19 protein-coding genes and 1 pseudogene are annotated in these 26,199 nt (G+C 38.6%); 8 read left to right on the top strand and 12 right to left on the bottom strand.

Annotation, left to right across the window (positions count from 1 at the left end; translation table 11 throughout):
• Positions 1-57 precede the first annotated feature (57 nt).
• Positions 58-2,658 carry an InlB B-repeat-containing protein gene (locus ACFXN8_RS10635; RefSeq protein ID WP_386844918.1) on the bottom strand — a complete coding sequence of 867 codons (2,601 nt, stop codon included), beginning with the start codon at positions 2,656-2,658 and terminating at the stop codon, positions 58-60.
• 728 nt (positions 2,659-3,386) lie between these two features.
• Between ACFXN8_RS10635 and ACFXN8_RS10640 the strand changes: the two genes are divergently transcribed.
• The 5 genes from ACFXN8_RS10640 to ACFXN8_RS10660 all read left to right on the top strand — a co-directional run bounded on the left by ACFXN8_RS10640 (position 3,387) and on the right by ACFXN8_RS10660 (position 9,883).
• Positions 3,387-4,478, top strand: coding sequence for an extracellular solute-binding protein (locus ACFXN8_RS10640; RefSeq protein WP_386844920.1), 1,092 nt, complete (start codon positions 3,387-3,389; stop codon positions 4,476-4,478).
• A 114-nt stretch (positions 4,479-4,592) separates the two neighbouring features.
• Entirely contained in the window at positions 4,593-5,663 is a 1,071-nt protein-coding gene (locus ACFXN8_RS10645; protein WP_386844922.1) for an ABC transporter ATP-binding protein, read from the top strand.
• 12 nt (positions 5,664-5,675) lie between these two features.
• Positions 5,676-7,397, top strand: coding sequence for an ABC transporter permease (locus ACFXN8_RS10650; protein ID WP_386844924.1), 1,722 nt, complete (start codon positions 5,676-5,678; stop codon positions 7,395-7,397).
• Positions 7,398-7,424: 27 nt separating this feature from the next.
• The gene (gene argH, locus ACFXN8_RS10655; protein WP_386844926.1) at positions 7,425-8,939 is read left to right on the top strand and encodes an argininosuccinate lyase; all 1,515 of its coding nucleotides are present in this window, start codon (positions 7,425-7,427) and stop codon (positions 8,937-8,939) included.
• The gene (locus ACFXN8_RS10660) at positions 8,936-9,883 is read left to right on the top strand and encodes an N-acetylglucosamine kinase (protein WP_386844928.1); all 948 of its coding nucleotides are present in this window, start codon (positions 8,936-8,938) and stop codon (positions 9,881-9,883) included. The genes argH and ACFXN8_RS10660 overlap by 4 nt, the downstream gene beginning before the upstream one ends.
• Positions 9,884-10,091: 208 nt before the next feature.
• Here the strand turns inward: ACFXN8_RS10660 and ACFXN8_RS10665 are convergent, their stop codons facing one another.
• From ACFXN8_RS10665 to ACFXN8_RS10680, 4 genes are all read right to left on the bottom strand, one after another.
• Positions 10,092-11,387 carry a transglutaminase domain-containing protein gene (locus ACFXN8_RS10665; protein WP_386844930.1) on the bottom strand — a complete coding sequence of 432 codons (1,296 nt, stop codon included), beginning with the start codon at positions 11,385-11,387 and terminating at the stop codon, positions 10,092-10,094.
• 113 nt (positions 11,388-11,500) lie between these two features.
• A complete protein-coding gene (locus ACFXN8_RS10670; protein ID WP_376078637.1) occupies positions 11,501-12,655 on the bottom strand; it encodes a transglutaminase domain-containing protein in 1,155 nt (384 codons plus the stop codon).
• Between the two features lie 247 nt (positions 12,656-12,902).
• Positions 12,903-13,163, bottom strand: a complete 261-nt coding sequence (locus ACFXN8_RS10675; protein WP_010857552.1) for a metal-sensitive transcriptional regulator — start codon at positions 13,161-13,163, stop codon at positions 12,903-12,905.
• A gap of 136 nt (positions 13,164-13,299) precedes the next feature.
• Positions 13,300-14,010 (bottom strand): glycosyltransferase family 2 protein, encoded by a 711-nt coding sequence (locus tag ACFXN8_RS10680; protein ID WP_376078635.1) that lies wholly within the window; start codon positions 14,008-14,010, stop codon positions 13,300-13,302.
• A gap of 424 nt (positions 14,011-14,434) precedes the next feature.
• On the opposite strand from ACFXN8_RS10680, the gene ACFXN8_RS10685 reads away from it, so the two are divergent.
• The gene (locus ACFXN8_RS10685) at positions 14,435-16,372 is read left to right on the top strand and encodes an SEL1-like repeat protein (protein ID WP_386844933.1); all 1,938 of its coding nucleotides are present in this window, start codon (positions 14,435-14,437) and stop codon (positions 16,370-16,372) included.
• Positions 16,373-16,927: 555 nt separating this feature from the next.
• On the opposite strand, the gene ACFXN8_RS10690 is transcribed toward ACFXN8_RS10685, so the two are convergent.
• From ACFXN8_RS10690 to ACFXN8_RS10710, 5 genes are all read right to left on the bottom strand, one after another.
• Entirely contained in the window at positions 16,928-17,332 is a 405-nt protein-coding gene (locus ACFXN8_RS10690; RefSeq protein ID WP_386844935.1) for a hypothetical protein, read from the bottom strand.
• Between the two features lie 76 nt (positions 17,333-17,408).
• The gene (locus tag ACFXN8_RS10695; protein WP_386844946.1) at positions 17,409-18,779 is read right to left on the bottom strand and encodes a sensor histidine kinase; all 1,371 of its coding nucleotides are present in this window, start codon (positions 18,777-18,779) and stop codon (positions 17,409-17,411) included.
• Positions 18,779-19,450 carry a response regulator transcription factor gene (locus ACFXN8_RS10700; protein ID WP_376078627.1) on the bottom strand — a complete coding sequence of 224 codons (672 nt, stop codon included), beginning with the start codon at positions 19,448-19,450 and terminating at the stop codon, positions 18,779-18,781. Before ACFXN8_RS10700 ends, ACFXN8_RS10695 begins: the two co-directional genes overlap by 1 nt.
• A 145-nt stretch (positions 19,451-19,595) precedes the next feature.
• Entirely contained in the window at positions 19,596-20,693 is a 1,098-nt protein-coding gene (locus tag ACFXN8_RS10705; RefSeq protein ID WP_386844937.1) for a DUF1648 domain-containing protein, read from the bottom strand.
• A gap of 3 nt (positions 20,694-20,696) precedes the next feature.
• On the bottom strand, positions 20,697-21,092 hold the full coding sequence (locus ACFXN8_RS10710) for a GntR family transcriptional regulator (RefSeq protein ID WP_376078623.1): 396 nt from the start codon (positions 21,090-21,092) through the stop codon (positions 20,697-20,699).
• A 120-nt stretch (positions 21,093-21,212) separates the two neighbouring features.
• On the opposite strand from ACFXN8_RS10710, the pseudogene ACFXN8_RS10715 reads away from it, so the two are divergent.
• Positions 21,213-21,697, top strand: a pseudogene (locus ACFXN8_RS10715) (O-methyltransferase); the annotation flags it as partial.
• Between the two features lie 453 nt (positions 21,698-22,150).
• On the opposite strand, the gene aceB reads toward ACFXN8_RS10715, so the two are convergent.
• Positions 22,151-23,749: a malate synthase A gene (gene aceB / locus ACFXN8_RS10720; RefSeq protein ID WP_386844939.1), complete on the bottom strand. Its 1,599-nt coding sequence runs from the start codon at positions 23,747-23,749 to the stop codon at positions 22,151-22,153.
• Positions 23,750-23,859: 110 nt separating this feature from the next.
• Entirely contained in the window at positions 23,860-25,143 is a 1,284-nt protein-coding gene (aceA, locus tag ACFXN8_RS10725; RefSeq protein ID WP_376078619.1) for an isocitrate lyase, read from the bottom strand.
• 214 nt (positions 25,144-25,357) lie between these two features.
• Between aceA and ACFXN8_RS10730 the strand changes: the two genes are divergently transcribed.
• Positions 25,358-26,029: a LytTR family DNA-binding domain-containing protein gene (locus tag ACFXN8_RS10730; protein WP_376078617.1), complete on the top strand. Its 672-nt coding sequence runs from the start codon at positions 25,358-25,360 to the stop codon at positions 26,027-26,029.
• Positions 26,030-26,199: the final 170 nt, after the last annotated feature.

Consider the following 26,199-nt stretch of genomic DNA (forward strand, 5'->3'; position numbering starts at 1 on the left):
TAGAAAGGGAGATGTATCACATTTTTTGATACATCTCCCTTATTTCTGTATTAACTTTTATAAACCAAGCGCTCTATACACGCACGCCGTAAATTCTGCGCGTGTTAAGTTATCATTTGGTCTAAAATTACCGTTGTCATCGCCTAGTGCAATGTTATGATCTGCTAGAGTAGCAATATATCCACTCGCCCAGTGTGATGGATCGACATCCTTGAATGTACTATTGCCTTCTGGCGTTAAGCCAAATGCAAGCACCAATATTTTTGCCATTTCGGCACGTGTTATAGAAGCGTTTGGTCGAAACGCTCCATTTGAACCGTCCACGATACCCGCTCGTTGTAGTCGTGTAATTTGTTCATAATTCACATGACTTTTAGGGACATCCAAAAAGGATACAGCTTCTCGAATTGATGCTGGTTGTAACGCACGGTCAATCATAAGCACCACGTGTTGACGTTGAATCATATCATTTGGTCGAAAAGTGCCATCTGGGTAACCTATAATAATGCATCGCTTGGCAACTTCTTTAATCATATCTTGTGCCCAGTTATGATCAATATCCTTGAAAGTAATGTCACAGCGCTTACTATCCTTCATCCATCGAGCATATAATGTGAGATCTTCTGTAACGACATCTTTTGCAAAGTCCCATTCTTTTGTGAATTTTTCATTTTTATACCAGCCGATAAATAGGTAGCCTTCCTTCTTCGGATTAGAAGGGGCTTTCACTAAAGCTTTATATGGCACTGTTTGCGACGAAACTTCACTGCCACCATTTGAATCAAAAGTAACAGTATAGTCCTTTGTCCACTTCGCATACAAAGTTATGTCTGCGGTTACTTTATCTTTCGCAAAGTCCCATGCATTATTAAGCTCTTTATCCTTATACCAATCAACGAATTGATAGCCTTCTTTCTCCGGAATAGACGGAGCTTTCACGAGGTCGTTATAGCCAACCGTTTGTGACGGCACTTTACTTCCTCCATTAGAGTCAAAAGTGACTTTATAGTTTGGCGAACCTCCGCCCGATCCTCCACCAGCCCCCCCTCCCGACGTATGATCCTTTGTCCATTTCGCATACAACATAACATTTTTAGTCACTACGTCTTTTGTGAAATCCCATGGTACTGTCAATTCGTTATCTTTGTGCCAGCCGTCGAATGTATAGCCTGCCTTCTTTGGAGCGGCTGGTGCTTTTACTAATTCACTATGTCCTACAGATAGGGATGGGACTTCGCTTCCGCCATTGGCATCAAAAGTAACGATGTAGCTTGCTTTCGACCATTTTGCGTATAGCGTTATATCTTTCTTCACTACATTTTGATCGAAATTCCATGCTTCTACCAGCCCTTTATCTTTATACCACCCCACAAATGTGTACCCTCCTTTTACCGGAGTGGATGGGGCTTTTACTAAATCACCAGGCTCTACTGTTTGAGATGGAACTTCATTTCCGCCATCGGTATCAAACATGACAATGATGGGACTCCACTTAGCGTAAACAGTCATTGGTTTGGATACAGTATTACTCCAATTTATCGTATAATCTTCATCTTCAAACCATCCTAAAAAAGATTTCCCACTCTTAAATTGAAATTTAAAAGGAGTTGTAGCCCATTGGAATTCATGTGCTCCTTGGAAGGTTATAAAATCTAATTGATTATAAGCAAATGCATAGTTTTCTATCGTTTTTACGCTTGCGGGGATCTCTATACTTGTTAATTGATTACTAAAAAATGCTCGCTCTCCTATCGTTGTTACGCCTGAGGATAGTTTTATACTTGTTAATTGATTATAAGCAAATGCACTATTCCCTATGGTCGTCACGCTTGGGGGTAGTTCTATACTTGTTAATTGATTTTCAGAAAATGCACCGATTTCTATCGTTGTCACGCTTGGGGGGATTTTTATACTTGTTAATTGATTATAAGCAAATGCATATGGTTCTATCTTTTTCACCCTTGAGGGGATCTCTATACTTGTTAATTGATTTTTATAAAATGCACTGCTTCCTATCGTTGTCACGCTTGAGGATATTTCTACACTTGTTAATTGATTATAAGCAAATGCACTCTCTCCTATCATTGTCACGCCTGAGGGGATTTCTACACTTGTTAATTGATTATCAGAAAATGCGCGATCTCCTATCGTTGTTACACTTAAGGGGATTTCTACACTTGTTAATTGATTTTGAGCAAATGCACCCTCTCCTATCGTTGTCACGCTTGACGGAATTGATACACTTGTGAAACTTTTATTAGCAAATGCTCTGTATCCTATTTCAATAACTGGTTTACCATTGATTTCACTAGGAATTACGATTTCTGATTTATCGCCTCGATATCCTATAATGGCAACACCATTGCCTACATCATTTGTTAAGTATTCATCTTCATTATCCCCTAAAGTATCTCCCTCATTATTTTTCTCAAAGATGGTACTACTCTCCGCCTCATCATTATTCGGCACAACAATATCTTCACTATCTGCATTTACGGTTTCGTCTTCGTTGTTTGGTAATTCGCTCTCATTTTCATGTTCACTTGGCAATACAATGTCATTCTCGTCATTACTTATCGCATAAACGGATAGACTACCCAATGATAATTGCGAAAACGCCAAAAGCATGATAGCTAATAATATAAAGACTTTTTTCATCTTGTAATCTCCTTTCAACACTTTAAAATAAAAAAATACCCATTAAATGGATACCCCTTATGAAGCAGTTATAAACTTTATTAATATATTAAAATCAATATTTACTTTTTTATATAAGAACGATAAAGCGGCTTAAACCGCTTTAAGCATTTTTGAGGGTCCCAGATTGCAACCGAACTTACCTGCTTGCATGAATACCGTACCTTCTTAAGGAAATTAAAAAAGTGAAACCCTTAACACCGGTTTTACGTGAATATCTAGATTTAACTAACCCCCTTAAAACCCTTTACTCAAAATTAGAAATACATAAATTTAATTTTATAGATGTCCTTATTTTAAAGCGTAGCATGCATTTCATAATCACCAAAATCAACTTTTGTTCACTTTTGAACATATTCTGATAATCTACTCTGAAATGCTTTAAATCTCGCTACTTTAAAGGGTTTTCGACTCTAGATCACTTATACCCCGGTATAAGTGCGTCCGGAATCGGCTTTGTGCCTGCACAAAGAACTCCTTTCCGATTCCGTGACATCCGCCGGAGGCTTTAACTTCTTTCAGCGGGTGTTTGGGCAACCGCTGAAAGAAGTTAAGCACCATTGCTATCTAGTATTTACTTAGCTATGATGAATCTAATTACAATTTTTTAATTATTCTAACATTAATGCCAGGTTTCAAGATTATACTGATAGTATGTAAGTTTTTCACTATTAGGGAGGGGGAAGATTATGCAGAAAAAACGTGTCTTTGGTTTTTTGCTTGTGCTGATGGTCATTGTCTTAGCTGCTTGTAGTAGTGACAAGGCTGCTACAAAAGATAGTGACAAAACGTCCAGTTCTGAAAAGACCGATGTAGCAGCTAAGCCATCTGGAAAGCTTGTTATTTATACAGGGCGCGATGAAGAGATGGTGCAAAAGGTAATCGATCAGTTTAATGAAAAGTATCCGGACATTGAAGTGGAATTTTTAACGATGGGCGCACAGCAAATTTTAGAACGCCTACGTGGTGAAAAAGCAAATCCTCAGGCTGATTTTTGGTGGGGCGGTACGCAATCTGCACTAACTGTCGGCGCCAATGAAGATTTACTTCAAGCTTGGAAGCCTAGCTTTAGCGACTCCATTGATGCGGCTTATAGAGATGCAGATGGTCGGTGGTTTGGTGAAATGTTACTACCAGAAGTCATTATGATTAACAGTGATGTATTAAAGAAAGAAACGGGCCCACAGGATTGGGATGATTTATTAGATCCAAAGTGGAAAGATAAAATTTTAATTCGAGGTGTATTAGCATCTGGGACGATGCGTACTATTTACTCATCTATGATTTTACGTCAAGGCGCAGATTCACCTGAAAAAGGCTACGATTGGTTATTAAAATTAGATGCCAACACGAAGGAATATACACAAGATCCAAATGCACTTTATTTAAAGATGACACGACAAGAAGGCAGCGTCTCTTTATGGAATTTACAAGATATTTTATTAAAGAAATATACGACTGATTATCCGTTCGATTACATTTATCCGAAGAGTGGTGCACCGATTTTAGTTGATGGCGTTGCTGTTGTCAACAATGCCAAAAACTTAGAAAATGCGAAGCTCTTCGTAGAATTCTTATTTGAAAAAGGAATTGTGACTCAACTAGCAAAAGATTACTATCAAATTCCTACTCGCTCAGATATCGATAAAGCAGCAATGCCTGAGTGGTATAAAGAATTAGATTTAAAAACGTTTGATATAGATTGGCAGCTCATGACTGAGAAAGAAGCTGAATGGATGGAGCATTGGGATAACAATATTAAAGGACGCGGGAAAAAGTGACCGATTAATAAGTAATTCAAACATCTACGAATATTGTTCATATCTTTAAGCCTCGAGTATATTTCGCTCGAGGCTTCATGCAACTAATTTTCTAACGAGAAAGGAGCATTTCAGTTGAAAAGTGTCAAAATAGAAAATGTCTCTAAGAAATTCGGTCAAATTCACGGCGTAAAAGATTTAGATCTTCATATTAAAGCTGGTGAATTTTTCACTTTCCTCGGTCCAAGTGGTTGTGGAAAAACGACAACACTAAGGATGATAGCCGGATTTTATTACCCGACGGAGGGGAAAATTCTTTTTGATGATTTTGATGTGACAAGGCTTCAACCTAATAAACGGAACATCGGTATGGTGTTTCAAAATTATGCCCTCTTTCCACATATGACGGTGAACGAAAATATCGCCTTTGGATTACAAGTACGGAAATTCTCGAAGGCGGAGATTAAGCAAAAGGTTGACCGTATTAGAGGGCTTGTCCATTTATCGCAATATGGTAATCGGAAAATTAATGAATTATCTGGCGGGCAGCAGCAACGGGTTGCATTGGCAAGGGCGCTTGTCATAGAGCCTGATATTTTATTATTAGACGAGCCATTGTCAAATTTAGATGCTAAACTACGCGAAGAAACCCGCGTTGAAATAAAACGTATTCAATCTGAGCTCGGTGTTACAACCATCTATGTTACGCATGATCAAATGGAAGCGATGTCCATGTCAGATCGGATAATGGTCATGGAAAATGGGAACGTCAGACAAATCGGTACTCCACAAGAGATTTATAATCGACCTTCAAACCGCTTCGTAGCAGATTTTATTGGTGAGACAAACTTAATCGAGGGGACAATCGATGCTGTTAACGGTAACGATATACACGTAAAAACAGCGAATGGACTTGTTCTCACTGGGCGAAAGCAACAAAGCTCCCCCACTTTAACGCATATGATTGGAGACAAAGTGTTTATTTCTATTCGTCCTGAATCTATTCATCAAGGTACTGGTGAAAACACAATAACGGGTAAAATCACTTTTGTTGAATTTACAGGAATTAGTGTGAACTACATTGTGGAATGTCTAGATTTTTCACTTAAAGTAATGATTATTAATATGAATGGTCAATTCAAAAAAATTGGTGAAGAAATCACTCTAACTATAGCCCAAGATTCACTGTATTTTTTAGGAGAATAGGAGGGTACTAGCATGGAAAAAACACACCACAATCCTTCTGAAGGAAATGCATGGACACGTCTAACTAGCTCGAATTGGTTTGTCTATATTTTAATTGCACCTTTATTTTTAGTGTTGTTTGCCTATGTAGTATACCCGTTCTATCAAACTTTTAAAGAAAGCTTTTCTGGTGCTGACGCGCTATCTACTTATAAAAACTTTTTTAATATAGCTAGCCCAGCAAATTTAGAGGCATTGTGGACCAGTATATATATATCCGTTATCAGTGTTATTTGCTGTGCAATCGTCGGTGTAACCATGGCATTTCTACTGGAACGCTATAATTTCCCAGGCAGACGGATACTTTCTGTTTTAGTATTGGTACCCATGGCTCTTCCGCCACTAGTAGGTGTACTGTCCTTTACATTTTTGTATGGAGAGAGTGGGATTTTCCCACGTGCATTTCAACACCTATTCGGCTTAGAGCAAGTACCCTTTTCATTAAAAGGCATCTGGGGGGTTATCGTAGTACATACATTCACGATGTACACTTACTTCTACTTAACCGCCTCAGCAGCTATAAAAGGTCTTGATCCAGCTTTAGAAGAAGCCGCTACTAGTTTAGGTGCCGGGCGTATTCGGGTATGGACAAAGGTTATTTTGCCCATGTTAACACCTTCGATTGTTGCCTCATCCTTACTCGTCTTTATGATATCTATGGCATCTTACACTGCACCTTTAATGTTCGGTGTCGAACGCACAATGACCATGCAAATCTATTTATCACGTACGAATGGGAATTTAGATATGGCAGCGACACAATCTATGATTTTATCCTTTGTGTCCATTACCTTTTTAATTGTGATGCGCTGGTATCAAAACCGTCGAAATTATCAGAACCTCAGTAAAGGTATTAGTGTGCATCGATCTGAAGTGTCTTCCAAAAGCATGAAAATGATGGCGACTATTGCGTCTTTCATAGGCACATTAATTTTAATTTTGCCGATTTTAGTGCTGATATTAATTTCATTTTCCGTTGATGGTGCATGGAAAACACAAATTCTCCCAACCGACTATACACTGGATCATTATCAAGCACTTTTTACAGATGAACGGACGTGGCGACCAATTTGGAACTCCATTCAAATGGGAATCGTTGCAACACTCGGCAACATCCTTTTCGGTGTTGCCGCAGCCTATGCTATGGTTCGGCTAAATTTTAAAGGTAAAACATTACTCGATATTTTAATCATGGTTCCTTGGGCATTGCCGGGAACGGTTGTAGCTGTCAATTTGATCGCAGCCTTTAGTACAGAAAATATATTCGCCTTTAATCAAGTTCTTGTCGGGACGTTCTGGATCTTGCCGTTAGCTTATTTTATTAGGCATTTACCTCTTGTTTTCCGATCGACATCGGCATCACTTGTTCAATTAGATCAATCTATCGAAGAAGCATCACGGAGTTTAGGTGCAACATGGTGGTATTCATTTAGACGTATTGTACTGCCACTTACCTTTACGGGCATTTTGGCAGGTACGTTACTTGCACTTGTTCAAAGCTTTGGCGAATTCGTAGCGTCTATTCTTATTTACAGTACGTCGACAATCCCATTATCAGTGGCGATATTCCAAAAACTATATTCATTTAAATTTGGAACTGCTTGTGCATATGGTGTCTTACAAATTTGTTTAATTTTAATTGTGCTTATTATTTCTGAGAAGTTATCTAAAGGCAGTGCTGGTTCGGCCATATAACTGCTAATCTAATAGGAGGCAATTCATATGTTTGAAGATTTCCGCAACAAAACCCAGCAAGAAGATGGGATGATCTTCCCTTCTAATATTTATCGTGAAATTGTCTTACAGCCGGCTTATGATGAAGCCAAGAAAAACTTTTTAACATTTATGCTACAAATCAATATTGCACACTTAAAAATGTTAGAAGAACAGGGATTAGTAAAAAAAGAAGAAGCTAAAGAGATTGGTATTGCTCTAAAAAAACTAGACTTGAACTATTTTCGTATAGAGGATTACAGCCCGCGATATGAGGATTTGTTTTTCCGCATCGAAAATAAATTAATAGAGCTTGCTGGCGATGTTGCAGGAAATCTTCACATTGGTAGAAGTCGTAATGATATGGGCATTGCCATCTATCGAATGACTTTAAGGAAAAAATTGTTGTTGCTTATGCAAGAATTACTGACATTACGGGATGATTTAATCGCAGCCGCTGAGGAGCATGTTGATACGATTATGATTGGCTATACACATACGCAGCAGGCACAGCCAACAACCTTTGCACATTATTTGAAGGCTGTCATCGATCAACTTGAACGGGATTTTGAACGTTTACAGCATGTCTATAAAACGGTGAATCGCAGTAGTATGGGCGCAGCGGCCTTAACGACTACAGGCTTCAATATTAATCGAAAGCGTATGCGTGAGTTATTGGCATTCGATGATATTATCGAAAATGCGTGGGATGCTGTTGCCGGTGCAGATTATATCGCAGAAGCAGCGAGTATCGTTCAGCTTGCGGCTCTTAATCTCGGCCGTACATCCCAAGATTTTCTACTATGGGCTACACAAGAATTTAATGCATTTACGTTGGCGAGCCCGTACGTACAAGTTAGCTCGATCATGCCACAAAAGCGCAATCCTGTTTCAATAGAGCATACACGTTCATTGCTATCAGCGGTTGTTGGTGACGCTAGTACAGTATTACAGATGGTACATAATACACCTTTTGGAGATATCGTAGACACTGAGGATGATATGCAACCATATTTATGGCGCGCCATCGACCGTTTAATTGGTATTTACAAACTATTTGGTTCGCTAGTTGTCACGATGGATGTAAACAAGAAAAAGCTAAGAAATCGAGCAAAAAATAGCTTTGCCAATGTCACAGAGCTTGCCGATACGTTAGTGCGCTCTGAAGGGATTTCATTCCGGCAGGCACATAGTATTGTTAGTAAATGTATTAAAGTATTGCTCTCTCACGGTGAGGAATCTCTAGCAAGTCTTACATGGGGTCTTGCCAATACACAATCCAAATTAATTACTGGTGACCCATTAAAAATTTCTGAGGAAGATTTTTACAACACATTAAAACCAGAGACTTTCGTTGGTGTACGTACATTACTTGGTGGTCCTGCGCCCGTAACGATGAAAGCATCTCTTGAACGCTCCAAGGCAAATTCTCAAAACCTTTATGAGTGGATTGGTTTGAAGGAGTCTATGATTGTTGAGGCTGAAAAACTATTAACAGTATTTATAGAGGAATGGAATCAATGATGGGATGGCTACTTATTATTGACGGTGGTGCTACAAAAACGGCATGTGCGCTCGTACATGCCGAGTCTGGTGAGATAAACTATACAACATCAACAAGTGGCTCAAATTATCAAGCAATTGGTGCTGCATCTGCTACAGAAATATTGCAAGCATTATTAGCAAATGTGCAGGACTTTTTGCAAAAGCAAGCTGACTCCACTATTGCTGTCGCTACCTTTGCAATGGCTGGGATTGATTCTCCCAAAGATCATGAAGTCGTATCAGCGATCGTTCATAGCGCAGTATCAGCATTACAACTAAAGATAGATACGCTTATTATAGAAAATGATGCACAAGCCACTTTACTTGGTGTTACTGCTGGACAGGCAGGCGCATTACTCATTGCTGGAACAGGAGCCATTGCGTACGCATTTGATGGTACACAAATAGTACGTGCAGGTGGCTGGGGGCATCGCGCGGGAGATGAAGGCAGTGGCTATTGGTTAGGGCAAGAGGTTATACGCGCCATTTTCCGCATGGAAGATGGGCGTGGTGAGCCGACCTTATTAAAAAATGATGTCTATGATTATTTAAGGATCCAAGATGTTACAGAGCTAGCTTCATGGCTGTTCCATCCATCCTACACGAACGCACAGCTTGCAAAAATGGGGGCATTTTTAGCAGATGCCGTGGCCAAAAAGGATTCATGCGCCATTCAAATATCCATGCGTGCTACCCATGAATTAGTACTCCTTGCATGCGCCGTGTTGAAAAAAGTTGATTATCAGGGCGAAGCATTTAGCCTTTATTGTAATGGTGGTGCTATTAAGCATAATCCATTAATTTTTAAAACTTTTTCACAGGAAATGAAATCGATGTATCCGCAAATTGAAGTTTCTCTATGTCAGCATCAACCTATCCATTATCTTATAGAGCGAACAAAAAGGGCCTATGACAGTTTGTAATGTCATAGGCCTTTCATGTTGTTGAAAACTATTATGTCAATGGAATTAAGGTGTGTATTTAAACAAAGTACTACTCTTCTGCAAAACGAGGGGTTGATTTCCGTTCCGACTGGGCGCTTTCTTGGGGGCGTCCAGTCTCCACTCCAATCAACCACTACACCTAAAATGTACCTTCCGGCATGTCACTCATATCATTTTCGTTGATACGTTAAAGTGACATTTTCTTTAGTTCATTTGTCGTGAAATATAAATAGCTGTCCTTCACAAATAAATCTTTCGTTTCTTCCTTATTTAACATTTGTTCTCCGCTTCCATCCGGACGAATCTTCGTTAAATACGCTCCATGTGAATAATTACTAAAATATAGCCAGCCATCTGCATAAACGAGGTACTGTGCACGCGAATTAGAGACGCGTTTCGATTTACCTGTTTTTAAATCAAGGACATACAATTTATTATCATCAGAAACATTACTATAAAATATTTCTTGCCCTACCCGTGCAGCGAAATCTACATTGTGAAAGTAGTTATACATTGCACTCATGGCTTTCGGGTAGTCTTCTGCAATCCACGTATGGTCTTTGGCCATCGTTCGATCATCTACTAAAAAATATTGATAGCGTATCGCTCCTTTACGATCAGGCACCGGATCATTCCATGTAGTATCGAGGTGGTACCATTGACCATCCAGCTTTACTAAATTCCATGCATGCCCTTCCTGTCCGACATAGCCTACTATATATTTTGTTTCTATACCTAGCTTTTGTAACATCGAATGAGCCAGCAATGCATAGCCCTGACAAACACCACCATGTTCCGCAAGCACTGTATAAGCACTATGTGGACTTGATTTTGTTTGATCCGTATAGGCGGTATTGGCAACGATATAATCATTGACAGCCCTAACCTTCTCTACATCACTTAATGATTTTTTATGGATAGAGGCTACAACCTCTTGAACATTCATTTCAACAAATGCCGACTGCTCTGGTGTCATTAAATAGCTTTGCTCCCCAAAGATTTTGGCCGTTCTTCCTCCATATTCAAAACGAATTGAGTGTTTACTAATATGTCCGTATACATAATCATCTCGTTTAATAGCATTTTCATAGGCTTCTTCTACTAACTGTTCAATTCGTTGTGTATTGCCTTTATATTGAATCTCAAACGTAGGTGAAAAACTACTGTAGTACGCATACATCGCATCAGCCATTTCCTTTGCGTTTGTTACAACTAACTTTGCTTCAGGTTTTTTGACTGCAGGAGCTGTAACGGCTACTCCTTCTTCTGGTTTTTCTTCTATAGGTGTGGCCGTTTCAATGGAGGTACTCTCAGAAAGTTTAGCAGTAACGTCTATGATTTTTTCCTTTGTTGAAAGAAGCATCGTTTCTATCTCATCATTATTTGCCCAAGTTATCACTTGTTGTACAACTGCCTTACCAGCCGTATAAATGGGGTCAATAAAAATAATGATCATTACAATAATGGCTAATTTTTTCCACAAAATCCTCACCTCCAACCGTTTTCCTGTATTCATTATATACAAAAAAAGCACAAAGAACTCATTGGAAGTCCTTTTGTGCTTTCATTTTATCAATAGGTAAGAATATTTGTAGCTTATTTTATTTTAAGCTTCTGTTCTTTGCCATTAATACTATAAACTAAATAATTATCATTAACTCTTAAATTAGTAACTGCTTGCTTTACGAGCACCTCAGTTTTTAATGTATTAAGATTTAATTTTGTTAAGTAACCACCGTTACTGTAATCGCTGAAATATAAAAAGTTATCTGCTCCTGTAATATACAAGGCACGTTTATCTATAACCTTTGTTTTCTTACCACTTGCTAAATCAAGTTTATACAATTTATCTTTATCTGCTGTATTACTAAAATACAGTGTATTTTTAACCTGATATGCAAAATGAACATTTTGCATATAGTTATATTTTGTACTTGTGGCAGCCGGATAATTTGATGCTATCCATTTATGATCTTTCTTTAGCTGCGCATCCGTTACTAAGAAATAATCGTACGAAGAAGCGCCGTAACGATTTGGTATTGGATCATTCCATGTTGTATCTAAATGATACCATTGACCATCAACCTTCACTAAATTCCATGCATGTGCCTCGTTACCATTAACAGTACCAACAACATACTTTACGTCGAATCCAGCTTGTTCCAATAATTTATATGTTGTTAACGCGTAACCCTGACATACAGCTTGTCCTTCCATTAACAATGCATAAGCACTATGGGGACTAGCCTTTGTTTTAGTACCATATGTAGTATTTGACACGATATAATCATTAACCGCTTTTACTTTTTCGAATTCTGTCATTGAAGGCTTAATAAGCGTTTTTAATAGTTGATCAACCTTTTTTTGCACTGCTGCTTCTTGTGTTTGGTTTGTCAAATACTTCACTTTAAATGTCACATTGCCTGTTGAGTCTGCAGAAATAGTGGTACTTTCCATATGACCACCCGCATAGACTGCTTGTTCCTGTGCTTTTTCAAAGGACTCCATAAATTTCTTTTTGAAATCTGTCATTGGTCCACTATATGTAATTTTAATTTCGGGAGCGAAATTATTTAATTGCTTTACGATTTCTGTTGTGAATTGATCCCAAGTTGTTACTTTAGTATTAGCTACTACATGATAAGCAATCCCTGGGGAAGTATTTACTGAACGAGCATCTGCATTTTGAGCATAGGCTGCTGTTGGACTTAACATCAGTAATGCTGCTCCACCTATCAACCATTTCTTCACAATAAATCACCTTCCCATTTGTTATATTCTTGTAATTAGAATAACAGAGAAAGTAACTACCAATCTATCGGACAAGTTCACTAACTATGACTTTTAACTTTACAATCAATAAATATCACATAGGTATAAACTCCTTTAAATAAAAAATAAGGATCGAATTCAACTATATTTTTGTACAAAAATAAAAACTCACCTGTTTTTAGTGAGTTTTCTAAGCCCTTTTCTATCGAGCGGGCTTCTCTTTATGTTAACGACTTTTTACTACTAAATTAACTGCCTCTTGAATAACTTCATTCATTTTCTCGCCATCACCTTCAGCATTTTGTACACATTCTAAAAGATTCGTACTAACAATGACACCAACTGTGCGATCTACTGCTGAACGTACAGCCGATAATTGAGTAATGACTGCCTTACAGTCCTTTTCTTCTTCCATCATTTTTAAAATTCCACGTAGCTGGCCTTCCATGCGTTTTACACGATTTTTCACTTGATCTGAATATTCCATCATCATTGCTCCTTCTTTCTATACTCGCTACGTTCTTGAGTAATTATTATTCTTTATCCTAATATAAAAATCAAATATGCCTCGGCATATTTGCGTCCGGAATCGGCTTTGGGCCAACACGAAGTTAAATCTGTAGCTATTTTTTCCTTGGTTTTAAATAATTCATAAGCATTTTAGCAATAATTGACCGTGCATTTGTTATTTCATCATACTGTATCACTGTATTTTTCTTTATTCGTAACTGACCTATCTCTACCTCAAAAATTGGACACTTTCTTTTAAGTGCAGCGACTAGCATATTTGTGTCGTAGTCATATCGTTCACCTTTTACTTTCATCAGCCACGGCAGTTCCTTTATAGAAATAAACCGTAAACCTGTTTGTGTATCCACTAATTTTCTATGATAAAGGATTTCAAAAAACAAACTTGTTGTACGATTACCCCAATATGATAAAAACGTGCTGTCCGTAGAATGAAAGTTACGTACCCCTAACACAATTCCTTCAGAAAATACCTTTGTCATCGTTAAAACGAGCTTTACATCTTGTAAAGTATGTTGGCCATGAGCACCAACTGTAATGACACCTTGAAACACGCTTCTTTGCGACCTTACATAGGCAAAGGCTGTTTTTAGCGCGCCTCCCTTACCAATATTGTGGTCATGCTCTAGTACTCGACAGCAATCAATTTTGTTTAACTCATCAAATACACTTGCATATTTTTGATCGCTGCCATCATTGACAATAATAATTTGGCTAATGGTGGTGGCTAATAATTGATGGACATAGGTTATAAGTGACTGTTGTGGATTATAGGCTGGTATTATTGCTGCTATATTTTTCATCATTTCTATCCCCCGGATAACATGAAACTTTGGCAGATACACTTTTAGTAATTGCTACTTCGAATTTCTACAAATCTCCTTATACCACATAGTATCACGTAACGAGGACAATTCAACAATAACGGTATTTTCCCGATATATGAAAAAAGGAACTTTTATGATTCATCACTAAAAGTTAGGAATGGCATTGGTCAAAACATATGCCATATATAAGTTAATTGTTGGCGTGGAGACTGAGCGACTCCTTGGGGATCAGCAATAGAGGACGCAAGTGAAGCGGTTCATCGGACGCCCCCATGAAACTTTGCTCTGTGCGAAAGCGTAGCGTCAACAACAATTGTTTTATCTGTGCGACAGCGTAGCGTCAACAACAAAGAGCCCAGTCGGAACGGAAATCAACCCCACGTTATGGTTATGAGCCATTTTTATGAAAGAGGTGAGTTCTATCGTCATACAATATGAAATTCTCCAAGATCAATGTAAGAAATTAAAAGCATTATCCTTCATTAAATTGGCTAAAAATTTACAGGATGCTAGCTCGCTTGCCATGTCAAAGCCAGCTCTATCTCTACAAAAATCACTCCTTGTACTGGAGGAAATTTTATATGAGCTTTATAAACTAGAAATGCATTCAGAACCAAAGCTAAAAAACATTCGATCATTACTCAATAATCGTAGCTTTGTTGCAAAAATTCATCCTCGACGCATTTATTTACTAATGAATCTTGTAAACAAAATGGCATCTAGTAATAGTAGTGAAATTGTGGAAGCAAAGGTCGCAAAAATTGTTCTTGATTATATAAGTGATATTGTAGAATGGTTTATTAAACACTATGACCGTAGCTTAAAGGCAAAAATGATTCGTGTAGCCCCTAGTTTTGAAGATATAACGTCAGTTTTTGATATAAATATGCTTCTTCAAGATAACCAATCAACCGAGGCCTATAAGAGTGCCGCAAACTGGTTTGAGCTTGCAGCAAAACAAGGGAATGCAAGTGCTCAATATAATTTAGGTGCTCTTTATAATCAAGGCCGTGGTGTTAAGAAAGATTATGCAGTTGCAAAAATGTGGTATGAACGCGCCGCTGCTCAAAATGATGCAAATGCACTTTATAGCTTAGGCGTGCTCTATCATTTAGGTCATGGTGTTGTACAAGACTATGCACAAGCCACTCGCTATTATAAAGCTGCTGCGGATTTAGAAAACGCAGATGCACAGTACAATCTGGGAGTTCTATACAACCAAGGACTTGGTATGCCACAAAACTTTGAGGAGGCAGCAAAATGGTACATGCTAGCAGCCAATCAAGGGAATACAAGTGCTCAAAATAACCTTGGATTCCTTTATCACAACGGAACTGGCGTCGAGCAAAGCTATGAGGAAGCTATAGCCTATTTTGAAATGGCCGCATTAGCTGGTGATGCAAGTTCTCAGTATAATCTTGGCTATATGTACCTTAAAGGTCGTGGCATCTCACAAAACTTTGAAGAGGCTGCGCAATGGTTCCATTTAGCTGCACTTCAAGACCATACAAATGCAGAATTTCAATTGGCAATGTTATATAACACTGGCCAAGGTATTCCTCAGAATCGTATAGAGGCTATAAAATGGTTTAAGCTCGCAGCACATAAAGGACACTTAAACGCTCAATACTGTCTCGGTGTACTCTATGTCAAAGAAAACGATATACCTTTAGCTGAAAAATGGTTACAATTAGCCACTAACACTGGACATATAAGTGCAGGATTTGAGCTTGGACGTATTTATGTATATCAACTTCAACAACCAGAGAAAGCACTCCCTTACTTCAAAGCGGCCGCTGAAAAGGGTTATGCTGACGCTCAGTACGAGCTCGGATTATTATATGAAGCTGACTTGAATTATCATGAAGCAGTAAAATGGTGGAGAGCCGCTACGGATCAGTCCCATATTCAGGCTGAATATCAATTAGGGTTATTATATGAGCACGGATTGGGGATTGAGCAGGACTTAGAAGAGGCACGACGCTGCTATCGACTAGCAGCCATCCAAGGGCATTCAAGTGCTCAATATCAGCTTGGTAATTTATTTGATAAAGGAAAAGGTGTCAAACAGGATTATACAGAGGCAGCAAAATGGATTGAACAAGCTGCCGCTAAGGGTCACGCCAAAGCACAGTATCAATTAGCTCAAATGCACAGTCATGGACAAGGGGTACCGAAGGATTTTGCGAAAGCAGCCCAACTGTATCGACTGGCTGCCAATCAAGGGCATCAAAAGGCACAATTCCAGCTTGGTATGCTTTATAAAAAAGGGCATGGTGTTGCACAGGATTATACCGAGGCAACAAAATGGCTTAAGAAGTCTCTTGAAAATATAAAGTAAAGGGATTATAAGTATAACATGGAGTTAGGCGATTTCTTTGAGGCGCCCGATGAGCCGCTTAGGGCAACAGATGTTTTTTGTGCGAAAGCGTAGTGTAACGTAGCGGCAGCAACAAGATGTTTTTTGCGCGAAAGCGAAGCGTCAGCGGCAGGATGTTGGTCAAGAAGGCGTTATCACAGGACGTGATGGTTTGTTCCCCTATGAGCTCGCTCCAATCAACCTATCCACATGACATACGTTTTAACAGAATGTCATCCAACTTTTAGTTTTATCGGAACATTTTCAGGAATTATCGCCCAACTTTTAATTTTTATCACCCACCTTCTGAATTTTATCGACATTCACCTTCCAAAGAGTAAAAAAAGATTCGCACACAAAACTGTGTGTGAATCTTTTTACTTTATTCTGTCGCTAAGTCTCCACTCCAATCAACTTATATATTTCATATGTTTTAACAAATGTCATATCCAACTTTTGATAACGAGCCAAACAAAACTGTTCTTCATAAAAAATACCGTGTCACCTCTTATTAAAGACAGTGACACGGTATGTTGATTAGTTTTTCATTTCTTCTTTTTGATTCACCATAAATGTTACAACGATGAATAAAGCAAAGCTAATTAATAGTGTTGTTCCACCTACTATAAAGAAAATCATTGTAAACGTTCTGCTAAAATTAAATGGATTCAAATTGTAGAACCACATTCCTAGTGTTAAGCCAAAAACACCGAGAATTGCAGTCCAACCATGAGCTGTTACTAATTTTTGTGATTTCACTTTAAAGGCACGATAGAAAATCCCCCATGCAAACATACTTAACCAACCTACGAGCAAAATATGTGCATGTATCGGTCTATATTCATAACTACCTGAGCCAGACATATGTGAGCCTAGATACGTTCCCAATAAGGCAAAAATCGCAGCAAGACGAATAAGGCGCATACTCCATTTTTGTTCCATACGATAACCCCTCCTAAGCTTTTTCAACTTAGTCAGCAGTTTATCTCGTGAACATGAACTTTACATGAACTCCTCATTACAATTTTGGTAAGTGAACACGTACCTTTGTGCCGGAATTCATAACACTTTCTATATGAACCGTTCCTCCATGTAACTCAGCAATTTGCTTCACGATGGCTAGTCCAAGACCAGTGCCTTGCTTTGTTCTGGACGCATCTACTCGATAAAAACGATCGAATACCTTTTGTAGTTGTTCAGCAGTCATTCCTATTCCACTGTCCTCAATGAGCACTTCAACTGAGGTTGAGGATTCTTGCACGTGAATATGAATTTCTCCACCTTCGACATTATATTTAATGGCGTTCGTCAATAAGTTATCCCAAACATTTTGTAATAGCCCAGCATCACCATCGTATGTTACTAGTTCAAGCTGATACGATAATTGTACATTTGCGTCCTCGAGCTGCCAGCGGTATTTTCTTACGATTTCCTTTAATTGCTCATCTAAACGATAAGGTTCACGCTTTAACAACCTAGTAGATTGATCGAGTGACGTTAGTAAAAGTAATTGCTTTGTTAATATCGACATACGCTTCGTTTCTAGCTCAATAATCGTTGTATATTCCTGCCTTTCCTTGTCGCTTAGCAAGGGATTCTTTAGTAAATCTACATAGCCTTGAATATTCAACAATGGCGACTGAAAATCATGGGACACATTACTAATAAACTCTTTACGTATTCGATCATTTTCCTGTAATTTTTCTGTCATGACATTAAAGCTATCTGCTAATTGTCCAATCTCATCAGCTCGATCTATATCCAGTAGCGTATCGAATTTTTCATGTGCAAGCTGATGCGTTGCCTCTGTTAGTTGTGTAATAGGGCGAATTAATGCCTTAGCAAAAAGTAGCATTGCCAATAGACTAAGTACTGTCATTGCTAGCATAAGTCCACCAAGTATCGTATGCACCTCAGAAAACAACAAGCGAATATCAGGTCTAATGAACAATGCATACTGCTCATCTTCATAAGTAAATGGCACACCTATCGTATTAATTAACTCATTCGCAAAAAAGCCTGTCACAAAAGTCTCTTTAGGAAAATCACGCATACCATGATAAATTTCTCCGTTTAAAACTTGCTTGACCGTTTTGGATGGCACTATTTTATCACGATACTCACCGCCGAAGAAATGTCCTTCGTCACCAGTCGTTACATAAATTTGATACCCTATTCCCCCAAGGGTTGTTAAATAATTATCTAAATCGTTAGGCTTTGACGACTCAATATATTTCGCAATATCCTGCGCAATTTTCACATTTTTAGCATCGTTTTTTTCCTTCACAACTTGATGATAATAAGTATTTGTCGCTAAAAAACCGATACACAAGCTACCAATCATAACGAGCATTGTCGTGACAACAAATTTACTATATAACGTTTTCATCATGCACTAACCTCAAGCTTATAGCCTACACCGCGCACCGTTGTAATCTCAACACCTGTTTCATAACGATGCAGACGCTCACGAATCCGCTTCACATGCGTATTTAAAGTCTGCTCATCTCCATCATAGTCATAGCCCCACACTTGCTCCATAATAAAACTTCGTGTGAACACCTGATTTGGGCGAGAAGCTAGTAATGCCAATAGTTCAAATTCCTTTAATGGCAGAACAAGCGTGTCTTCCCCAATGACAACCTCAAAGCTTCGACGATCAATAACTAGTCTACCCACTTGGATGGTTACCTGATTTTTCTTATCTAATCTACGCAATATCGCGGCTATGCGAAACAACAATTCTTTAGGTTCAAAAGGCTTCACAACATAGTCGTCTGAGCCTGCCAAAAATCCTCGTTCCTTGTCCTCAAGCTCGCCTTTTGCTGTTAATAACAGTACAGGAATATCGTAGTCCTGGCTCAATGTCTCGGTTAATGTAAAACCATCCATTCCTGGCATCATGACATCTACAACTGCCAAATCAGGCAAGTTTCCCACAAGTAATTTAAGGGCCTGTTGTCCGTTTTCCGCCTGTACCACCTGATAGCCCTCTCTTGTCAGATAAATATTCACTAGCTGTAAAATATGTACATCATCATCTACAACGAGAATTTTCATTCAAGCTTACCTCCAACCAACTTGTTTCCGAAACACTATTTTAACTTCTTTCAGCGTGTGTCACGAAATCGGCTTTGTGAATGCACAAAGCCGATTCCGGACGCAATTATGCCAAGGCATACTTGATTAACAACTTTCATTTATATTACAACGAAAAGAAAGAAATCAACAGCAATATAAGTAACGGCAAACCAATTACGATATAGCCTCGTGGATTTGCAAAATTCATCGTCCAACCGACCCCAAAGCGTTTCTCGACAAAAACGGAGGGATCTTGACGATTCATATAAATTAATCCACCCTTCCAATAGCGATCCTCATCAACATCCATTACTTCCGAAACGACATTATCTCCATAAGTCACCCTCAGCTTGCGTTTTTTCCATGCGTAAACAAGGACTGAGCCAAAAACGAGGAATAAAAATAAAATAAATACCGGTAATAGCCTATTTCCTGTAGTCATTGAAGGATAGATATTGCTTAGCTGTAATACTGTAAATAATATTGTAAGGGCATAGCTTAATAACATAATGCTCCAGCTCATATACTTTCGACTTTTTAGCTGATCTTCTAAGGATTCTTCCTTACGATTAACAGCCAACTTGATTGCTGAACGCTTTATAGAATCTACAATTCCCCACATCATACATTGCATCATCAGCATAACAAGCGGCAATGAAACCGCAGTAAAATATGTTTTGCTTCTCCAAGAATCCGCTTCACCGCTAGGTCCCCAGTGTACAGCAATGTGATCGGGTATTTGGTCATAATGGCGGACTGTAAAGATAATTAGAAACACCGTAACACCAAAAGGGATTACATAAAATGGCCACGGAAGCATTTCATCACGACTACGAGCCGTTAAGTCAACTGCACGCACTTGTTTTATATTTAAGCCCCATTGCTCTTCCCTTTTAAGTTTTAAAACTTTTTGATGGTTTATCCAATATAATGTCATACTGACTGCAAGCATTGTAAATAAGCATCCTAGCAGTAAAATACTTTGCATGAACTCAGATTGTACAAAGTAATAATAGCTAACAATCATCATCAGTAATAACATGACACCAGATATTCCGACGATTTGAGCATAATGCTTTTTCATATTACGTAATGCGGGATGTTTTACATTTTGTTCAGGTACAGTAACACCAAAAATGATTGTCTCACGTACTATATATGGAACAAATAATTGTAGAGCTAATGTTAAGAGGTAGACGGTTAAAAAAACGAATAGTAACATGTGCTACACCCCTTCTACAGGTATTTGCAAATCAGAAAATACCTTTTTTATCATGTGCTCAATTTGCTCAACTGTTGCGCCAAGCACCATTCCTTCTACCACAACAGGCTTTAAGTTTTTTTCAATTTGTTGTAATTGTTCAGGTGTTAACGCCCGCTCCTCTGTTGAACGAACAATAGCACCTGATTTAGCTCTAATTGTAATGATGCCTTTCTCCTCTAACTCATGATAGCTTTTATTAACCGTGTGCATATTGACACCCAGATCAGCCGCTAAATTACGTACAGATGGCAGGGTATCTCCTGGCTTCATTTCCCCTCTTGCAACGCCTTCCATAATTTGTCGTGTTACCTGTTCATAAATTGGTACATCAGATTGTGGCTCTATTTGAATAAACATTCATATCATCTCCATAATTGTTATATAGATAATATAACAAATAATCATTTTTTGTGCATAAAGAAAGGGAATTGCAATTATAAAGAGTTCTTAACAGTTTCTATAAACTTTTGCACAAGTTTAGAAATTGGAACACTTGGTGGCTATAGTAGTATTTGGATTGGATGGCGCGTGCCCTTCCTAACGAGGGTAAAGTTTACACACTTGAAATTGATCCCGAGTATGCCTCAGTAGCTAAAGAAAATATTAAAAGAGCTAGCTGTGAACATAAAGTTGAAATTATAGTTGGAAAGGCATTAGATACATTGCCTATTTTGAAAAAAGCAGGACCATTGTTCGATTTAATTTTTATTGATGCAGATAAGCCCAATAATCCACACTATTTGAAATGGGCATTAGAATTGGCTAAATCAGGAGCAATAATCATCGCTGATAATGTAGTGCGTGATGGTGCTGTAATTGATGAAAAAAGTGAAGATGAAAGGGTACAAGGTGTGCGACAGTTTATGGATTTATTGCAAGAAGAATCTCGAATTGAATCTACAGCTATCCAAACAGTTGGCAATAAAGGCTATGATGGTTTTGTACTCGCCGTAGTTAAATAATTGAAAAAGGAGATGTCTCATGATTAATTCGAGACATCTCCTTTCAACAATAGCTATTTCGTAACTATTGCTAATTTTTCTTTCAAACATACAGCAGCTTGTTCGATATCAACTGTACATCCTATTTCATTTAATGTTTCTCCTATTAATCGGTCCAGGAACCTATAGTATTTCGTTATTTCGCATGTTTGCTCCCCCTTACAATGTTTTTGGAAAATAAAAAAATGCCTTACAAGCCCCCATCTAAGCTCGTAAGACATCCTTCACCCCATTTAAATCTCTTTTTATTAATAGACCCCTTTTTGTAACCGTGTTCATTTTTCAGTAAGGAACGGGGGAACAGACCCCGCTCGTTACATTAGTGGAATAAGGTGGACTCCATTCGAGTTTAGTCCACAACAATTTAGGAAAGTTTGGATATGTTCGTTTAGTAGACTCGTATCTCAAAGCAAGTTAAGCTAATTTTTCGTAACCTGGAAGCGTCAAGAATTCCGCAAATTCGTCTTGTTCAATTAAAGATTTAAACAGCTCAGCAGCTTCTTCATAGCGGCCACTGTTATAGGCTTGTTCCCCAACAGCCTCTTTAATTTTCACAAGCTCTTCCTCCAAGATTGCTAGGACAAAGGCCAATGTAATACCACGACCATCATCCAAGATACCTTTTGGATGACGAATCCATTGCCATACTTGTGTACGAGAGATTTCTGCAGTTGCAGCATCCTCCATTAGGTTATTAATCGGCGCAGCTCCGTTGCCTCGTAGCCAAGAAGCAATGTACTGAACGCCTACACTACAGTTAATACGAAGACCTTCAAGTGTAATTGTACCTTCTGGAACAGCTACTAGATCTTCTGCTGTAACATTTACATCCTCACGCTTTTTATGGATTTGGTTTGGTGTCGTCATAATCGCATCAAACTGTTCCATCGCCGTTGCAACCATACCTGGGTGCGCTACCCAAGTTCCATCATGGCCATCTGTCGCCTCACGACATTTATCTTCTGCAACCTTTGCAAACGCTACAGCATTCGCGTCGTCATCCCCTTTAACAGGGATTTGTGCTGCCATACCGCCCATCGCAGGTGCATTACGTTTATGACATGTTTGAATACATAAAGACGTATATGCCTTCATGAATGGTACAGTCATTGTTACTTGCCCACGGTCCGGTAAAATTACATCAGGTTGATTGCGCAGACGTTTAATATAGCTGAAAATGTAATCCCAGCGTCCACAATTCAGACCAGCTGAATGTTCACGTAGTTCATATAAAATTTCATCCATTTCAAATGCTGCTAAAATTGTTTCGATTAATACAGTAGCCTTAATCGTGCCTTGTGGAATTCCGATATAATCTTGTGCAAACACAAAGACATCATTCCATAAGCGAGCCTCTAAATGGCTTTCAAGCTTCGGCAGGTAGAAATAAGGTCCCGTACCTTGTGCCAATGCATTTTTAGCATTGTGGAATAAATACAGACCGAAATCAAAGAAACTACCAGAGATCGGTTCGCCATCTACTAGTACATGCTTTTCAAGTAAATGAAGGCCACGTGGGCGAACTAATAACACAGCTGTGTTTTCGCTTAACTTATACGTCTTACCATTAGATGCTTGTGTAAATTCAATTGTCTTATTAATTGCATCACGCATATTCACTTGGCCGCCAATCATGTTTTCCCATGTCGGAGCAGATGCATCCTCAAAGCAAGCCATAAACATTTTTGCACCAGAGTTTAAAGCATTAATAACCATTTTGCGGTCAACAGGTCCTGTAATTTCTACACGACGGTCTTGCAAATCTGCTGGAAGTGGTGCAATTGTCCAATCTCCCTCACGGATGTGCTTTGTTTCTGGTAAGAAGTCGAGTTTCTCACCTGCATCAAGACGCTTTTGACGTTCTTGGCGAGCCTCTAATAGCTCTTTTCGACGAGCATCAAATTTTTCGTGCAGGGCAAGAACAAACTCAAGGGCTTCTGGTGTTAAAACTTCTTTTGTTTGCTCGTTTTGTTCCCCAACAATTTTAAGCTTACCTGTTGTTGCTTGTTCCATCAGTTATTTCCCCCACCTTTGTAATTTTAAGTAGTCATCCCCCGCTTTAGGAGGAGCGGAGGAGACTAATCTATGATTATGAATTTAGGAATACACGTACTTTATGAAACTTATACGAATTGTTCTGTTTCTGTGGAACCAGCCATTGCTGTTGTAGAAGAAGTACCACCAGAAATAACTTGAGATACATCATCAAAGTATCCAGTACCTACTTCACGTTGATGGCGTGTAGCTGTGTAGCCTTTTGATTCTGATGCAAACTCAGCTTGTTGTAGTTTAGAGTATGCAGCCATACCATTATCTTTATAATCATGCGCAAGCTCAAACATAGAGTGGTTTAATGCATGGAAACCAGCTAATGTTACGAATTGGAATTTGTATCCTAGTTTACCTAACTCGCATTGATATTCTGCGATTTCTTCTTCTGATAGATTTGCTTTCCAGTTGAAAGAAGGTGAGCAGTTGTATGCTAGCAATTTACCAGGGAATTTAGCATGAATAGCTGCCGCAAATTCACGAGCTTCCTCAAGAGATGGTTTAGAAGTTTCACACCAAATTAAATCTGCATATGGCGCGTAAGCTAAACCGCGAGCAATGGCTTGTTTGATACCTGGTTTTGTTCGGAAGAAGCCTTCCGGAGTACGTTCACCAGTAATAAACTCAGCATCACGTGGATCGATATCAGATGTTACCATATCAGCAGCATCAGCATCTGTACGAGCGATTAAAATTGTCTCAACACCCATTACATCTGTTGCAAGACGAGCAGCAACTAAGTTACGAACTGCATTTTGTGTTGGAAGTAAAACTTTACCGCCTAAGTGACCACACTTTTTCTCGGAAGCTAATTGGTCTTCTAAGTGAACACCAGCAGCCCCTGCTTCGATCATACCTTTTACAAGCTCAAATACATTTAGAGGACCACCGAAGCCAGCCTCAGCATCTGCCACGATTGGAGCGAACCAATCAAATTGATCTACACGTCCTTCCGCATGATCGATTTGATCTGCACGTTGTAAAGCTTGGTTAATACGCTTAACTACTGCTGGTACAGAGTTTGCTGGATATAAGGATTGGTCAGGGTACATTTGACCAGAAAGGTTAGCATCAGCAGCTACTTGCCAGCCTGATAAGTAGATTGCTTTTAAGCCTGCTTTCACTTGTTGTACAGCTTGATTACCAGTTAATGCACCTAATGCATTAATGAACGGTTCTTCGTTTAAAGAGTTCCAAAGTCGAGCCGCACCTTTACTTGCTAAAGTTTGTTCAAGTACAACTGAGCCCTGTAACTTAACAACCTCTTCAGCTGAATATGCGCGTTCAATACCTGCCCAACGAGGGTTCTCAGCCCATTGTTTTTCTAATGCTTGGATTTTTTCTTGACGTGTTGACATATTGAAATTCCACCTTCCCCTTTGTATACAATATACTCTGTTAAAAAACTTTTAATCTGCTGTTCCATAACAGGTTTATTTGTTGTAAATTAATATATAACAGAACATCTGAATTTTCATTATTTTTAGATAAAATACCAAATTTTAATGATAAAACTGCTTTTTTGGGCGACGAAATTTGGTAAACTGTTTACAAACAAGGGGGATATTCACAATGAATAATGAGTTTAATTCTTTGCCAAAAGATATTTCACAACAGTTTATTTCAATGTTAAAGGACTGGGTTCCAGTCAATTCATCCATTGCAATTGCCGCTGAAAACTCCTATATTTATTTTCATTCTGGACATCAAAACATTAACTTAGAAGTTGGCCAACAAGTACAATCTGGCAGCATTGCTGAGCAAGTACTACGTACAAGGAAACGAACAGACGCAGTTTTAGATAATTCCTTATTTGAAACACCCTATTACGGGATAGGTTATCCTATAAACATTTTAGATGTGCCAGCAGCACTTGTTGTAGTATTGCCTTCAACCTTTACCGAAAGGAAATTAGAGCCCTTTCAATTTTTAACTGGAAAGCAAGAAGAGGAATGGAATCCTGTTGCAATTGAAAAAATCTCTCATATTGAAAGCCTGCAGAAAAAAACGTGGTTTTTTGTGGAGGGGGAACAATTTAAAACAAGTATTACACTGAAAGAACTTCAAATGCGTTTACCTTCATCTTTTATTCGCATTCATAGATCTTATATTGTTAATATTCATTTCATAAAAAAAATGGCTCGTGATCTTACTTCCAATTTTATTGTCACTCTAAAGGATGGAAGTGAACTACCCGTTAGCCAATCTTATTTAAATAATCTTCGAAACGCTCTTGAATTTTAGATTTTACCTTGGCGTAATTGATATTATTGTTACTATCGCTTCGCTTTCGCACAGAAAACATTTGTTGCTGTCGCTTCGCTTTCGCACAGAAAACATTTGCTGAATGAAGATAAAAGGCTGTCCTATACAAAGGTTGTATAATAAAGCCAAAAAAATAAAAAAAACAGAGA

The sequence above is a fragment of the Lysinibacillus sp. NPDC059133 genome (genome assembly GCF_042755925.1).
Classification (GTDB): domain Bacteria; phylum Bacillota; class Bacilli; order Bacillales_A; family Planococcaceae; genus Lysinibacillus.

Excerpts from the sequence above, each read along its gene's own strand:
- ACFXN8_RS10635 (WP_386844918.1), bottom strand. The coding sequence starts at position 2,658 with ATGAAAAAAGTCTTTATATTATTAGCTATCATGCTTTTGGCGTTTTCG.
- ACFXN8_RS10640 (WP_386844920.1), top strand. The coding sequence starts at position 3,387 with ATGCAGAAAAAACGTGTCTTTGGTTTTTTGCTTGTGCTGATGGTCATT.
- ACFXN8_RS10650 (WP_386844924.1), top strand. The coding sequence starts at position 5,676 with ATGGAAAAAACACACCACAATCCTTCTGAAGGAAATGCATGGACACGT.
- argH (WP_386844926.1), top strand. The coding sequence starts at position 7,425 with ATGTTTGAAGATTTCCGCAACAAAACCCAGCAAGAAGATGGGATGATC.
- ACFXN8_RS10660 (WP_386844928.1), top strand. The coding sequence starts at position 8,936 with ATGATGGGATGGCTACTTATTATTGACGGTGGTGCTACAAAAACGGCA.
- ACFXN8_RS10675 (WP_010857552.1), bottom strand. The coding sequence starts at position 13,163 with ATGGAATATTCAGATCAAGTGAAAAATCGTGTAAAACGCATGGAAGGC.
- ACFXN8_RS10680 (WP_376078635.1), bottom strand. The coding sequence starts at position 14,010 with ATGATGAAAAATATAGCAGCAATAATACCAGCCTATAATCCACAACAG.
- ACFXN8_RS10685 (WP_386844933.1), top strand. The coding sequence starts at position 14,435 with ATGAAAGAGGTGAGTTCTATCGTCATACAATATGAAATTCTCCAAGAT.
- ACFXN8_RS10690 (WP_386844935.1), bottom strand. The coding sequence starts at position 17,332 with ATGGAACAAAAATGGAGTATGCGCCTTATTCGTCTTGCTGCGATTTTT.
- ACFXN8_RS10695 (WP_386844946.1), bottom strand. The coding sequence starts at position 18,779 with ATGAAAACGTTATATAGTAAATTTGTTGTCACGACAATGCTCGTTATG.
- ACFXN8_RS10700 (WP_376078627.1), bottom strand. The coding sequence starts at position 19,450 with ATGAAAATTCTCGTTGTAGATGATGATGTACATATTTTACAGCTAGTG.
- ACFXN8_RS10705 (WP_386844937.1), bottom strand. The coding sequence starts at position 20,693 with ATGTTACTATTCGTTTTTTTAACCGTCTACCTCTTAACATTAGCTCTA.
- ACFXN8_RS10710 (WP_376078623.1), bottom strand. The coding sequence starts at position 21,092 with ATGTTTATTCAAATAGAGCCACAATCTGATGTACCAATTTATGAACAG.
- aceB (WP_386844939.1), bottom strand. The coding sequence starts at position 23,749 with ATGGAACAAGCAACAACAGGTAAGCTTAAAATTGTTGGGGAACAAAAC.
- aceA (WP_376078619.1), bottom strand. The coding sequence starts at position 25,143 with ATGTCAACACGTCAAGAAAAAATCCAAGCATTAGAAAAACAATGGGCT.
- ACFXN8_RS10730 (WP_376078617.1), top strand. The coding sequence starts at position 25,358 with ATGAATAATGAGTTTAATTCTTTGCCAAAAGATATTTCACAACAGTTT.